Here is a 13,367-nt window from a genome sequence, read left to right on the forward strand (position 1 = left end):
AAAAAGGCCGATCCCGCGCGGGATCGGCCTTCCATTTCGACACCCGGCGATGCGGATGACAATGGCGTGAAAAAGGGGGAAGCGCCGCCGGCGTAGCGGCGCGTGCCCGACCCCTACTTCGCTGCGGTCGGCAGCGGCTTGGGGGCGTGGGACAGGCTGTTGAGATAGGCGATGAGGTCCGCCCGCTCGGCTTCCTTCGGGATGCCGGCGAAGGCCATGGCGGTGCCGGGCACCGCGGTCTTCGGGCTGGTGAGGAAGGCGTTGAGGGTGAGAGCGGTCCAGTCGCCGCCCTTCGCCTTCATGGCGGCGGAATAGGCGAAGCCCGCAGCGGACGCCACCGGTCGGCCCACGATGCCGTAGAGGTCCGGGCCCACCTTGGCGCCGGCGCCTTCCTGGAAGTTGTGGCAGGCCGCGCACTTCTTGGCGGCGGCCGCGCCCTTCTCGATGGAGGCGGTGGCGAACAGCTGTTCGATCGGCACTTCCGCGGCCTTGGCCGGGGCGGCACCGCCGGCGGCGCCTTCCTGCACGACGATGTCGAAGCCGGGCTTCGCAGGCGCTTCGGGCGCGAACAGGATCTGCGACACGATCCCCAGCCCGAGGGTGAGCGCAAGGGTACCCAGAACCGCACCTGCGATCTTGTTCAATTCAAAAAAGTCCATCGGCGCTTCGCCCCTCGGAGCCCTTGATCCTCGCCGCCGCGGCGCATGGGATGAAAGATCCGGCCCGGCGTGCAAGCATGTCGATGAGCGGCGCGCGAAGAACCCCGCGCACCGCCGGCGACACTAACCACTTTGATCCGAGCGAGGCAACCCGTATAAGGCGCGCCCCAATGCCACTCCCCGCGCCCCCTCGGACGCGGCCCGAAGGGACCCGCCGCCTGCCATGTCCCCCGCCACGTCCCCCGCCCTTTCCAGCGAACGCGTGCTCGTGCTGATCCCGGCGCGGATGGCCGCCACCCGCCTGCCGGGCAAGCCGCTGGCCGACGTGGGCGGGCGCCCCATGATCGTGGAGGTGGCGCGGCGCGCCGCCGCAGCCGCCATCGGGCAGGTGGCGGTGGCCACCGATTCCGAGGAGATCGCCGCTGCCGTCCGGGCCGCCGGCTTCACCGCGGTGCTGACCCGTGCCGACCATCCCTCCGGCTCCGACCGGATCTTCGAGGCGCTGGGCGCGCTCGACCCCGATGGCGCCGTGGACGTGGTGGTGAACGTGCAGGGGGACCTGCCCACCATCGCCCCCGCGACCATCCGGCGGGCGCTCGCGCCCCTCGCCGAGCCGGCGGTGGATATCGCCACGCTCTGCGCCGAGATCGTGGAGGAGGAGGAGCGCACCGACCCCAACGTGGTCAAGGTGGTGGGCTCGCCCCTGGCGAACGACCTGTTGCGCGCGCTCTATTTCACCCGCGCCACCGCGCCCTTCGGCACCGGGCCGCTCTACCACCACATCGGCCTCTACGCCTATCGCCGGCCGGCGCTCGCCCGGTTCGTGGGGCTTGCGCCCTCGGTGCTGGAGCGGCGCGAGAAGCTGGAGCAGCTGCGGGCGCTCGAAGCCGGCATGCGCATCGACGTGGCCGTGGTGGACGCGGTGCCGCTGGGGGTGGACACACAGGCCCATCTGGAGCGGGCCCGCGTGATTCTGGCCCAGGAATTGGCTGAACAGAAGTGAGGACGTCATGATCCGCCGCATCACCTTCCAGGGCGAGCCGGGCGCCAATTCGCACATCGCCTGCCGCGAGGTGTTTCCGGATTTCGAGGCGGTGCCGTGCGCCACCTTCGAGGACGCCTTCGCCGGGGTCGAGAGCGGCGCGGCCACCTACGCGATGATTCCCATCGAGAATTCGGTGGCGGGCCGGGTGGCGGACATCCACCACCTGATGCCCCAGTCGTCCCTCTCCATCATCGGCGAGCACTTCCTGCCCCTGTCGCACCAGCTCATGGCGGTGAAGGGGGCAAGCCTTTCCACCCTCAAGAGCGTGCAGAGCCACGTGATGGCGCTGGGCCAGTGCCGCAAGGCCATCCGCACCCTCAACCTGACGGCGGTGATCGGCGCCGATACCGCAGGCTCCGCCCGCGAGATCGCGGAAGCCGGCGACGTGAGCCGCGCCGCCATCGCCTCGCGCCTCGCCGCCGACATCTACGGGCTCGACATCCTGGCCGAGAACATCGAGGACGAGGCCCACAACACCACGCGCTTCATCATCCTCGCCCGCGGCGGGGAATGGGCGCCGGCCGGCAACGGGCCGGTGGTCACCACCTTCGTGTTCCGGGTGCGCAACGTGCCGGCGGCGCTCTACAAGGCGCTGGGGGGCTTTGCCACCAACGGCGTGAACATGACCAAGCTGGAATCCTACCAGCTCGACGGCCGCTTCACCGCCACCCAGTTCTATGCCGACGTGGACGGCCACCCGGACGACCGGCCGGTGAAGCTGGCGCTGGAGGAACTCGCCTTCTTCTCCCGCGAGATGCGCATCCTCGGCGTCTATCCCGCCCACCCCTACCGGGCGCAGTTCGCGGCGGCGCAAGAGACGTTCTGAGGAAACATTCTGAACTGACGGAGCGCCGCTCCGTCAGTGATCGAAGCGCAGGGCGATGCGGGCCTTGCCGCCGGTGCGGCCGAAATGCACGTGATCGGACAGCCGCTTGAGCATCCAGGCGGCGAACGAGGCGTGTTCCTTCGCGTCGCCCAGCAGCGCCTCCGGCGAGGGCCGTTCCTTCGGCACCTCCACCACCTCGCCGTCATAGAGCAGATAGACGTCGAGATGGGTCTCGTCGAAGCGCGCGCGCAGCTCGACGGGTCCCTCGGCGATGCCCGAATCGATCACCAGTTCAAGCGCCTGCGCCACAATGGGGATGGCGGCGGCGATCACGTCGCGCCGGGCGCCCCACACATCCCCCTGCCGTTCCAGGAAGTCGCGGGTGAAGGGAAAGGCGTGCGCCCCGTCCGGCACCATCTCCCCGGTCTCGCGGGCGATGCCGATGCGGAACAGCAGGTTCAGCAGGATGGCGCTGAGCGCCCCCACCGTGAGCGGCGTGGAGAACAGGGGCTGGAGCACCGGCGGCAGCTGGTCGCGCAGCGGCAGGAGCGCCACCGAAAGCCCCGCCAGCACCGACAGCCCCACCACGAACACCCGCCGCTCGCTCAGGCGGCGCGAGGTGACGAGATCCATCCCCGCCACCACCAGATAGGACGACGTGTAGAGCAATATGCCGCCGATCACCGGCGAGGGGATGAGGGTGAGCGCCACGATGGCCTTCGGGACGAAGGCGATGGCGAAGATCATGGCTCCCGCGAGGATGCCGATGATGCGCGCAGTGGACTGGGTGGCGAAGGCCAGCCCCACGGACGAGGAGGAGAGCCCGGACTGGAAGCCCGAGGTCAGCCCGTTGAGGATGTTGCCGATGCCGCAGGCGGTCACCGCCCTCTGGGCCGCCTGCATGTCGGCGCGGCGCCAGTCGGCGTCGTTCATCTTCTCCAGCGAGACGGTGACCGAGAGCACGTCCACCAGGTTCATCATCACCAGCAGCGCCATCAGCGGGAACAGCGCCGGGGCGAACTGGAGGCTGGGCAGCGTCAGCGTCGGCCAGGCCACGAGGGGGGCGGCGGCGATGGCCGCGTTCGCCTCCGGATGCCCGGCGCCGAGCACCAGCGCCAGCACCCAGCCGATGCCGGCGCCGGCAAAGACCGCGAACAGCTTCAGCCGCCGCGGCGCGAACACGGTGATGGCGACGATGATGCCCACGGTGGCAAGGCTGGCGAGGCTGGCGTTCTGCGCCACCAGCGGCCCGTGGTCGAGCCCCAGCGCCCGGCGCAGGGCCGGCCCGGCCAGCGACACCCCCAGCATGCTCACCGCCACGCCGCACACTTCCGGCGGCAGCAGCACCCGCAGCGGCCGCACCAGCCGCGCCATGAACAATTGGCAGATGCCCACCAGCAGCGTGGTCATGGCCATGAGCCCGAGCCCGCCCAGCATCAGCGCCTGCGCCGCCAGCGGAATGGCCCCCGGCGCCGGGATGTGCACGGCGAGATAGCCCGAGCCGAAGCGCGTGCGCAGGCACTGGATGATGGTGGCGACGCCGATGCTCATGGCGCAGGCCGAGAGCATGGCGGACATCTGGTCCGCCGGCAGCCGCGCCTCGGTGGCGGCCAGCACCGGATAGATCAGGAAGGTGACCGCCAGCATGGCGTGCTGGGCGGCAAGCGGCACCAGGGCGGCCGGCGGCACCTTGTCGTCGAGCCCGTAGACCAGGGACACCGGGCGCCGCGGGGTGCGGCTGCCGCGCCGCGGATCGGGAAAGAGGCGCTCGATCGCCCGCCGGATATGGGACCGGGGCGACCGCGACCGCGCTTTCGCCTCAAGCATCGATGCCTTCGACGAAGGCGCGGATGAGGTGATGGGCGATGGCGATGGGCGGCGGCACGAACAGGCCGTCGGGGTGGGTGCGCGCGAGCATCAGCGCCACCTCGTCCCGGCCGAACCAGCGGGCGTCCTCCAGCTCGTTGCGGTCGATGACGATGTCGCGGCTTGTCGCTTGCGCGAGGCAGCCGATCATCAGCGACATGGGGAAGGGCCAGGGCTGGCAGGAGCGATAGGTGACACGGCCGGTGGCGATGCCCGCCTCCTCCGCCGTCTCGCGGCGCACCGCCTCCTCGATGGTCTCGCCCGGCTCCACGAAGCCGGCAAGGCACGACCACATGCCCGGCGCGAAATGCGGCTGGCGGCCGAGCAGGCAGTGGTCGCCCGCCGCGGTCAGCATGATCACCACCGGATCGGTGCGCGGGAAGTGCTGCGCCCCGCAGGACGGGCAATCGCGCCGCCAGCCGGCATCGAGGATCCGCGAGGCAGTGCCGCAATTGGCGCAGAAACCGTGCCGGCCGTGCCAGCCGAACAGCGCCTTGCCGCAGGCGACGGGAGGAAGATGGCGCGGCAGCACCAGCCCGCCCACGGCGATGGAGCGCAGGTCCGTGACCTTCAGCCCCTGCCCTTCCAGCTCTTCCCTGAGGCCGGGATCGAAGGCCAAGGCGAAGCGCGGCGCGCCATCGTCGAGGCCGAGAAAAAGCGGCTCGCCGCGTCCCAGCGCCTGCGCCTGCCCGGCGGAAAAGAGCGGATCGAAGACCGGGCCTTCGCCCTTGAGCGCCACCAGTTCGCCGCCCAGCAGATAGAAGCGGGCGTCAGGATCGGCGATGCGGTCGCCCGCGTGGGCGCGCAGGTGCGCGGCCCGGTCGAGCACGCTTCCGACATAGCCGAGGGCCGGCCACGCGCCGAGTTCAGGACGGGAGGGAGAGGACATGGATGGGCGACAGGTTCCGGGCGGGCGACAGATTCTGGCAGGAGGGCCGCCTGCACGGCCCCGCGGGACCGTCGCATGGGCAAGACCTGGAGGCAAGGTCGCACCATTCCGGTGAACGCAAAGCTCAGGGCCAGACCCACCGGGGCTGGCTCGAAGCGGTTTAAAGGATGGCGAGGCAGGTGCGCAGGGCAGCGAGGCGTTCGTCCCGCACGGCCGCCGGAAGCGGCTCGTGGGTTCCAACGCCGAACACCGGTCCCGGCCAGGCGGCATCGCCCGGGTTGCGGCCGACCACATGCAGATGAAGCTGCGGCACCACGTTGCCGAGCGCAGCCACGTTCAGCTTGGCGCAGTCGGAGCTTGCCTTGACCGCCGCCGACACCACCGCAATCTCCTCGATGAGGTGGAGCCGGTCGGCGAAAGGCAGGTCGATGATCTCCACCATGTCGGCCTTGCGCGGCACCAGCACCACCCAGAAGAAGCGGGCATCGTCGACCAGACGAACATGACATAACGGAAGGTCGCCGACGGCCGGTCCGTCGGCCTCGAGGCGAGGGTCGAGGCGAAACGCGTGGTGCTGGCTCATGAAACGGCTCCACAGGGATCGAGCTTGATGGCCCGGGACGGGGAACCACACAAGCTCGACCTTTACCCGCATCGCGCGCCAAGGCTTTCCCGAAGGTTGTAGCCGCTCTGCCGCGCCCTGCCTTCCGGCGACGTCGGGCCGCACGGCGATCGGGGACGGTTGCCCCCGCGCGCACTTGCCGCTATGGAGGCGCGCAATCACACCGCGCGCCTTTAGATCGAACCCGCGCGGAAGGACTTTCGGGATGTTTCGCTCGGCCCAATTGACCCGCCTCGACCCGCGCGCCCGCCGGCGCCTCGGTATGGCGCGCCTGCGAAAATGACGTTGCCCTGACCCCGGCCCGCTGTCGCGCGGGCCGCCCAGAGACGTCTCCCATCCGTTTTCCAGGCGAAGAAAGGCACGAGCGATGGCTCGGCTGGTGATGAAGTTCGGCGGCACGTCGGTCGCCAATATCGAACGCATCCGCAATGTGGCGCGCCATGTGAAGCGCGAGGTCAAGGCCGGCTACCAGGTGGCGGTGGTGGTCTCCGCCATGTCCGGCAAGACCAACGAACTGGTCGGCTGGTGCAAGGATGCCTCCGCCCTCTACGACCCGCGCGAATATGACGCGGTGGTGGCCTCCGGCGAGCAGGTGACCAGCGGCCTGCTGGCCATCGTGCTCCAGGAAATGGGCCTTCCGGCGCGCTCCTGGCAGGGCTGGCAGCTGCCCATCTCCACCGACGACGCCCACGGCTCCGCCCGCATCCTCGATATCGACGGGGAGAAGCTGGGCGCCGCCATCGACGGCGGCCAGGTGGCGGTGATCGCCGGTTTCCAGGGCATTCACCTGCCCACCGGACGCCTCACCACCCTGGGCCGTGGCGGCTCGGACACCTCGGCGGTGGCGGTGGCGGCGGCGCTGAAGGCCGAGCGCTGCGACATCTATACCGATGTGGACGGGGTCTACACCACCGACCCGCGCGTGGTGCAGAAGGCGCGGCGCCTCGACCGCATCGCCTTCGAGGAAATGCTGGAAATGGCCTCGCTGGGGGCCAAGGTGCTGCAGGTGCGCTCGGTGGAGCTTGCCATGGTGCATAATGTGCGCACCTTCGTGCGCTCAAGCCTCGTGGATCCAGACGCCCCCGAGACGGCGAACGTGGAAAAGGCCGGAACGCTCATCTGCGACGAGGAGGAGATCGTGGCAAACCAGATGGAATCGCAGGTGGTCACCGGCATCGCCTTCTCCAAGGACGAAGCCCAGGTCTCCATCCGCCGGGTCGCCGACAAGCCGGGCATTGCCGCCGCAGTGTTCGGGCCTTTGGCCGACGCCCACATCAATGTGGACATGATCGTGCAGAACGTGTCCGCCGACGGCTTCACCGACATCACCTTCACCGTCCCCACCGCCGACTTCGAACGCGCCAAGGCGGTGATCGAGAGGGCCCGGGACACCATCGCCCACCAGGTGGTGGAGGGCGCCGCCGACGTCACCAAGGTGTCGGTGATCGGCATCGGCATGCGCTCCCACGCCGGCGTCGCCGCGCAGGCGTTCCAGGCGCTGGCGGGCAAGGGAATCAACATCCGGGCCATCACCACCTCGGAGATCAAGATCTCGTTCCTGATCGATGCGGCCTATACCGAACTTGCGGTTCGGACTCTCCATTCGCTATACGGGCTGGACAGCTGATGGGCGGACCCGCGGGGGCGCGCCGTTCAACGCACAGCCCCGCGGGCACCTGAAACCCGCCCACATTTAAGGATGCGGCCGATGCGAGGCGCGCTCGGCGGTCCGCGCGTATTGCTCCGTCGCCTCCGTGAGGTGATGGCGGAGCCGGTCAGCGCGCAGGACCGCCTCGACAAGATCGTGGTGCTGATCGCCGCCAACATGGTGGCGGAGGTCTGCTCGGTCTATGTGCTCCGCGTCGACCAGACGCTCGAACTCTATGCCACCGAAGGCCTGAACCGGGACGCGGTCCATTTAACGGTCATGCGCGTGGACGAGGGCCTGGTCGGCCATGTGGCGCGCGAGGCGGAGTCGCTCGCGCTTTCGGACGCCCATGCCCATCCGAAATTCTCCTACCGCCCGGAAACGGGGGAGGAGGTCTACAACTCCTTCCTCGGCGTGCCGATTCTGAGAGCCGGCAATACACTGGGCGTGCTGGTGGTGCAGAACCGCGCCCGCCGCACCTACACGGAAGAGGAGATCGAGGCGCTCCAGACCACCGCCATGGTGCTGGCGGAGATGATCGCCTCGGGGGAACTCACCGCGCTGGCCAAGCCCGGCGCCGAGCCGGCGGTGCGCCGGCCCCTGCACCTGAAGGGCGTGGCGCTCGCGGATGGCCTCGGCCTCGGCCACGTGGTGCTGCACGAACCGCGCATCAAGGTCACCAACGTCATCGCCGACGACGTGGTGAAGGAGACCGCCCGCCTCGACGCCGCCATCGGCAAGCTGCGGCACTCCATCGACCTGATGCTGGAGGATGACGGCCTCGCCAAGGCCGGCGAGCACCGCGACATCCTCGAAGCCTACCGCATGTTCGCCCACGACCGCGGCTGGATGCACAAGATGCGCGAGGCCGTGCTCTCCGGCCTCACCGCCGAGGGCGCGGTGGAGCGGGTGCAGTCGGATACCCGCGCCCGCATGATGCGCGCCTCCGACCCCTATCTGCGTGAGCGCCTGCACGACCTCGACGACCTCGCCAACCGCCTGCTGCGCGAGCTGACCGGCCGCAATCGCAGCTCGGAGCGGGAGGCGCTGCCGGAAAACGCCATCCTCGTCGCCCGCAACATGAGCCCGGCGGCGCTGCTGGACTACGACCGCTCGCGCATCCGCGGCCTGGTTCTGGAGGAAGGCGGCACCACCAGCCACGTCACCATCGTCGCCCGCGCGCTGGGCATCGCCGCCGTGGGCCAGGTGGAGAATGCGGCGGGCCTTGCCGATCCCGGCGACCCCGTCATCGTCGACGGGCAGGCCGGCGAGGTGCACCTGCGCCCGCCCGGCGACGTGGAGGAAGCCTATGCGGAGAAGGTGCGCTTCCGCGCCCGCCGTCAGGCCCAGTATGCCGCCTTGCGCACCCGCCCCTCCGTCACCAAGGACGGCGTGCATATCGAATTGCACCTGAATGCCGGCCTGCTGGTGGATTTGCCTCACGTTACGGAAACCGGCGCGGCGGGCATCGGCCTGTTCCGCACCGAGCTGCAGTTCATGATCGCCTCGGCCTTCCCGCGCATCTCGGAGCAGTTGAAGCTCTACCGCGCGGTGCTGGATGCCGCCGGCGAGCGGCCGGTCACCTTCCGCACCCTCGACATCGGCGGCGACAAGGTGTTGCCGTATATGCGTACCGTCGAGGAAGAAAACCCGGCGCTGGGCTGGCGCGCCATCCGCCTCGGGCTCGACCGGCCGGGCCTGCTGCGCAGCCAGCTGCGCGCCCTGCTGCGGGCCGGGGCCGGCCGCGATCTGCGCATCATGTTCCCCATGGTGGCGGCGGTGGAGGAATTCGACCGCGCCCGCGCCATCGTCGAGCGCGAGCTGACGCACCTGCGCAAGCACGGCCACGGCCTGCCCGAGAAGGTCTATGTGGGCGCCATGGTGGAGGTGCCGTCCCTGCTGTTCCAGCTGGACGAGATCCTCTCCCGCGCCGACTTCCTCTCGGTGGGCTCCAACGACCTGGTCCAGTTCCTCTATGCGGCGGACCGCTCCAACGTGCGCGTGGCGGACCGGTTCGATCCGTTGTCGCCGCCCGCCCTGCGGGCCTTCCGCATGGTGGCGGAAGCCGGCCAGCGCCACGGCAAGCCGGTGACCCTGTGCGGGGAGCTGGCGTCGCGGCCGCTGGAGGCCGTGGCCCTTGCGGCAGTTGGTTACCGCGCCCTCTCCCTCTCGCCGGCCTCCATCGGGCCGGTGAAGGCGATGCTGCTGGAGCTGGATGTCTCCGCCGCCCGCAAGGTGCTGCTGCCGCTGCTGGAGGACAAGAGCGGCATGGCCGACCCGCGCGCCGCGCTCGCCGCCTTCGCCAAGGCGAGCGGGCTGCCCATCTAGGGCGGCGCCGAAACTGTCGCCTCATCGCGTTTCCTGGACGCAAACCGGCCTCACCTGTGCGGAAAACGCTTTAGAAACATGACGTCCCTGCCCACCGCCAAGCTCGACCAACTGGTTGCGCGCCATGCCGAGATCGAGGCCGCCCTGTCGCGCGGCGCAGAGGGCGAGGAATATGTGCGCCTCGGCCGCGAGTTTTCCGAGCTTTCGCCGGTGGTGGAGCAGGTGCGCGCCCTGAAGGATGCCGAGCGCGACCTGGAAGGCGCCCACGAGCTTCTGGCCGAATCCGCCGCCGACCCCGAGATGCGGGAGATGGCCGAGGCGGAGGTGGAGCGCCTTGAAGGCCGCATCGGCGCGCTGGCCACCGCCGTGCGCCTCGCGCTCTTGCCCAAGGACGCCATGGACGAGCGCGGCATCATCCTGGAGGTGCGCGCCGGCACCGGCGGCGACGAGGCCGCCCTGTTCGCCGGCGACCTCTACCGGATGTACACCCGCTATGCCGCCGAGAAAGGCTGGAGCGTGGAAATCCTCTCCGAGAGCGAGGGGACCATGGGCGGCTACAAGGAAATCGTCGCCGCCCTCCACGGCCGCGGCGCCTATGCGCGCCTCAAGTTCGAGAGCGGCGTCCACCGGGTCCAGCGGGTGCCGGCCACCGAGACCAGCGGGCGCATCCACACCTCCGCCGCCACCGTCGCCGTACTGCCCGAGGCGGAGGACGTGGACGTGGACATCAACGAGGCGGACCTGCGCATCGACGTGTACCGCGCCCAGGGCGCCGGCGGCCAGCACGTGAACAAGACCGAGAGCGCCGTGCGCATCACCCATCTTCCCACCAACACGGTGGTGGCGGTGCAGGACGAGCGCTCCCAGCACCGCAACAAGGCCCGCGCCATGGCGCTGCTGCGCGCGCGCCTGCTCGACGACGAACGCCAGAAGAAGGAGGCCGGCCGCGCCGCGGAACGCAAGGGCCAGGTGGGCTCCGGCGACCGCTCCGAGCGCATCCGCACCTACAATTTCCCGCAGGGGCGCGTCACCGACCACCGCATCAACCTCACCCTCTACAAGCTGGACGAGGTGATTGCCGGCCCGGCGCTGGACGAGATCATCGACCCGCTGCTCACCGAGCACCAGGCCGCCCTGCTCGCCGCCGCCGAAGAGGCCTGAGCCGTGGGCAGGAGAGGCGTGGGCAGGAGAGGCGTGGGCAGGAGAGGCGTGGGCCGGGGCGCCGCTGGTGGCTGAAGCCCTGACCATCGGCGCCCTGCGCCGGCAGATGGCGGCGGCCCTCGCCGCAGCAGGCGTGGAGACGCCGGACCTGGATGCCCGCCTGTTGCTGGCGCAGGCGCTGGGGTGCGCGCCGGGTGACCTGCTGCTGCACGCCGATGCCCTTGTCCCGCCCGAAGCGGCGGACACCGCCCACGCTTTCACGGAACGGCGGGCTGCCGGCGAGCCGGTGGCGCGCATTCGCGGCCGGCGGGAGTTCTGGAGCCTCGACCTTCACCTCTCCCCCGACACCCTGGTGCCCCGTCCCGACACCGAGACCCTGGTGGAGGCGGCCCTCGCCGAACTGCCCGACCGAAACGCGCCGCTCCTGATCCTCGATTTGGGCACGGGCACGGGCGCGATCCTCGCCGCCTTGCTGGTGGAGTGTCCCAACGCCACCGGCATCGCCGTGGACCGCTCCGAGGGCGCGGCCTTGACCGCCCGCGGCAATTTCGCGCGCAACGGTGTTGCCGCGCGCACCCATGTGGTGGTCGGCGACTGGGGAACGGCGTTGGCCGGCGGCTTCAACCTCGTGGTCTCCAACCCGCCCTACATCACCTCTTCCGCCATGCTGGACCTGCCCGCCGAGGTCCGCCTGCACGACCCGCATCTGGCGCTGGAGGCCGGGGCGGACGGCCTCCTCGCCTATGGCGCCATCGCCGCCGACCTGCCGCGCCTGTTGCGTCCCGGCGGCATCGCGGTGCTGGAGCTGGGCGCGGGGCAGGAGCCCGCCGTCGCGGAATTGATTGCGGCGGCGGGACTTGAGGTGGCAGGTCCCGCGCGGCGCGATCTTTCAGGCATCCCAAGGGCCCTGGTCGCCCGACGCGGGTGAGTTTCATGGTGGCGCCGACTGGCGCTCAAAGCGCGTGCATTGCGCAAACTGAGAAAAAACCGCTTGGAACCTTGGAGGGAAATGGCTAGTGTCTTCCACAGGAATCGAACCGATGCGTTGGTCCAAGGGGCTGATGCGGGCTTCCGAAATCTCAAGCAGATGTTTCGGGCGCTATGGATGCGGTGGGATGATGCGCGCGGATGCTGCGCACATTCCAGCATCCGGCGGTGAGATCGTTTCACGGTGTTGAGCGCGCGCGGGCCGGATGGCCCGGCAGCGTATCGTGTAACGGCGGCCGTGCTGGGGGGCACGGGACGGGGCTCGATGATCGGACAGATCCTGACTTAACGAACGATCGCACTTTCAGACCAGCGCGAATGCCGGTGCAGGCGGCTCGCGAAGCTGATGTTCTTGGCCTGCGAACATGACTTGCGAAAGCGGAACAGCGCGCATCCTGGCGTGCGCCGCCCGGACCAAACATCGGGCGTGTTGCGAAAGTTCACCGGCGCATGGCGACCGGGCGCAGACGGCGGCGTGAACGCCGGGCGAGTAGAGATTGATCCACATGAGAAATGGTCAGCAGAAGCAGCGCATGCGCGGCCGTAACAACAACGGCAATGGCAACCGGCGCAGCTCGAACCCTCTGACACGGGTCTACGAATCGAACGGCCCGGACACGAAGGTGCGTGGAACGGCGCACCACATTGCGGAAAAATACCAGCAGCTCGCCCGCGACGCCCAGTCGTCCGGAGACCACGTGGCTGCTGAGAATTATTTCCAGCACGCCGAGCATTATCTGCGCCTCATCGCATCGCTCCAGGGCCAGTTCGCCCCCCCGCCCGGCTTCGGCCGCGACGAGGAGATGGAGGACGAGGACATGGACGACGTGGGCGCGCTCGATGCACCCCAGCCGCCCTTCAACCGCGGCGAGCAACCCTATAATCGTGGCGAGCAGCCCTATCAGCCCCGCGAGGCGCGGGAGAACCGCGACAATCGCAGCGACGATCGCGGCCAGCGCGACAACCGCCAGGGCAATTATCGCCGCAACCGCGACGACGAAGGCGGCGAAGGCTACCAGCCCCAGCAGCAGCGCGAGGCCCGTGAGCCCCGCGAGCAGCGGGACCAGCGTGACCCCCGCGAGCAGCGCGACCCCCGTGAGGATCGCGCTCCGCGTGAGCAGCGTGAGGACCGCGCGCCGCGGGACCAGCGCGAACCCCGGGAACAGCGTGAGGACCGCGCGCCCCGCGAGGATCGCGCCCCCCGGGAACAGCGGGAGCCCCGCGAGGATCGCGCGCCGCGTGAGTTCCGCCGTCGCAACCGCGACGAGACCGGCGAGGGCTTCACGCCGCGCGCCGCCCGCGTTCCCCGCAGCGAGGAGGCCGAGGCGCCCCGCCC

The 13,367-nt window shown here is 69.9% G+C and carries 11 protein-coding genes; 7 read left to right on the plus strand and 4 right to left on the minus strand.

The window, feature by feature from the left end; translation table 11 throughout:
- Positions 1-113 precede the first annotated feature (113 nt).
- Complete coding sequence (locus K9U41_RS08265) at positions 114-659, minus strand: c-type cytochrome (protein WP_282640366.1); 546 nt, start codon at positions 657-659, stop codon at positions 114-116.
- A 223-nt stretch (positions 660-882) separates the two neighbouring features.
- Here K9U41_RS08265 and K9U41_RS08270 point away from each other — a divergent pair, with 223 nt between their 5' ends.
- Both K9U41_RS08270 and K9U41_RS08275 read left to right on the plus strand, forming a co-directional pair.
- The gene (locus K9U41_RS08270) at positions 883-1,662 is read left to right on the plus strand and encodes a 3-deoxy-manno-octulosonate cytidylyltransferase (RefSeq protein ID WP_282640367.1); all 780 of its coding nucleotides are present in this window, start codon (positions 883-885) and stop codon (positions 1,660-1,662) included.
- A 7-nt stretch (positions 1,663-1,669) separates the two neighbouring features.
- Positions 1,670-2,530 carry a prephenate dehydratase gene (locus K9U41_RS08275; protein WP_282640368.1) on the plus strand — a complete coding sequence of 287 codons (861 nt, stop codon included), beginning with the start codon at positions 1,670-1,672 and terminating at the stop codon, positions 2,528-2,530.
- Positions 2,531-2,563: 33 nt separating this feature from the next.
- Here the strand turns inward: K9U41_RS08275 and K9U41_RS08280 are convergent, their stop codons facing one another.
- From K9U41_RS08280 to K9U41_RS08290, 3 genes are all read right to left on the minus strand, one after another.
- Positions 2,564-4,357, minus strand: coding sequence for a uracil-xanthine permease family protein (locus K9U41_RS08280; RefSeq protein WP_282640369.1), 1,794 nt, complete (start codon positions 4,355-4,357; stop codon positions 2,564-2,566).
- On the minus strand, positions 4,350-5,285 hold the full coding sequence (gene nudC / locus K9U41_RS08285) for an NAD(+) diphosphatase (RefSeq protein ID WP_282640370.1): 936 nt from the start codon (positions 5,283-5,285) through the stop codon (positions 4,350-4,352). Before nudC ends, K9U41_RS08280 begins: the two co-directional genes overlap by 8 nt.
- A gap of 160 nt (positions 5,286-5,445) precedes the next feature.
- Positions 5,446-5,868 carry an HIT domain-containing protein gene (locus K9U41_RS08290; protein ID WP_282640371.1) on the minus strand — a complete coding sequence of 141 codons (423 nt, stop codon included), beginning with the start codon at positions 5,866-5,868 and terminating at the stop codon, positions 5,446-5,448.
- Between the two features lie 406 nt (positions 5,869-6,274).
- On the opposite strand from K9U41_RS08290, the gene K9U41_RS08295 reads away from it, so the two are divergent.
- The 5 genes from K9U41_RS08295 to K9U41_RS08315 all read left to right on the plus strand — a co-directional run.
- Positions 6,275-7,534: an aspartate kinase gene (locus tag K9U41_RS08295; protein ID WP_282640372.1), complete on the plus strand. Its 1,260-nt coding sequence runs from the start codon at positions 6,275-6,277 to the stop codon at positions 7,532-7,534.
- 81 nt (positions 7,535-7,615) lie between these two features.
- The gene (gene ptsP, locus K9U41_RS08300; protein ID WP_282640373.1) at positions 7,616-9,883 is read left to right on the plus strand and encodes a phosphoenolpyruvate--protein phosphotransferase; all 2,268 of its coding nucleotides are present in this window, start codon (positions 7,616-7,618) and stop codon (positions 9,881-9,883) included.
- 78 nt (positions 9,884-9,961) lie between these two features.
- The gene (prfA, locus tag K9U41_RS08305; RefSeq protein ID WP_282640374.1) at positions 9,962-11,044 is read left to right on the plus strand and encodes a peptide chain release factor 1; all 1,083 of its coding nucleotides are present in this window, start codon (positions 9,962-9,964) and stop codon (positions 11,042-11,044) included.
- 67 nt (positions 11,045-11,111) lie between these two features.
- A complete protein-coding gene (gene prmC / locus K9U41_RS08310; RefSeq protein ID WP_282640375.1) occupies positions 11,112-11,972 on the plus strand; it encodes a peptide chain release factor N(5)-glutamine methyltransferase in 861 nt (286 codons plus the stop codon).
- 565 nt (positions 11,973-12,537) lie between these two features.
- Positions 12,538-13,367 (plus strand): DUF4167 domain-containing protein (locus K9U41_RS08315; RefSeq protein WP_282640376.1); only part of this gene is annotated, 830 nt, incomplete at its 3' end.

The organism is Xanthobacter autotrophicus (assembly GCF_029991245.1).
In the GTDB taxonomy this organism is placed as follows: domain Bacteria; phylum Pseudomonadota; class Alphaproteobacteria; order Rhizobiales; family Xanthobacteraceae; genus Xanthobacter; species Xanthobacter autotrophicus_C.

Excerpts from the sequence above, each read along its gene's own strand:
- K9U41_RS08265 (WP_282640366.1), bottom strand. The coding sequence starts at position 659 with ATGGACTTTTTTGAATTGAACAAGATCGCAGGTGCGGTTCTGGGTACC.
- K9U41_RS08295 (WP_282640372.1), top strand. The coding sequence starts at position 6,275 with ATGGCTCGGCTGGTGATGAAGTTCGGCGGCACGTCGGTCGCCAATATC.
- K9U41_RS08280 (WP_282640369.1), bottom strand. The coding sequence starts at position 4,357 with ATGCTTGAGGCGAAAGCGCGGTCGCGGTCGCCCCGGTCCCATATCCGG.
- nudC (WP_282640370.1), bottom strand. The coding sequence starts at position 5,285 with ATGTCCTCTCCCTCCCGTCCTGAACTCGGCGCGTGGCCGGCCCTCGGC.
- K9U41_RS08290 (WP_282640371.1), bottom strand. The coding sequence starts at position 5,868 with ATGAGCCAGCACCACGCGTTTCGCCTCGACCCTCGCCTCGAGGCCGAC.
- ptsP (WP_282640373.1), top strand. The coding sequence starts at position 7,616 with ATGCGAGGCGCGCTCGGCGGTCCGCGCGTATTGCTCCGTCGCCTCCGT.
- K9U41_RS08270 (WP_282640367.1), top strand. The coding sequence starts at position 883 with ATGTCCCCCGCCACGTCCCCCGCCCTTTCCAGCGAACGCGTGCTCGTG.
- K9U41_RS08275 (WP_282640368.1), top strand. The coding sequence starts at position 1,670 with ATGATCCGCCGCATCACCTTCCAGGGCGAGCCGGGCGCCAATTCGCAC.
- prfA (WP_282640374.1), top strand. The coding sequence starts at position 9,962 with ATGACGTCCCTGCCCACCGCCAAGCTCGACCAACTGGTTGCGCGCCAT.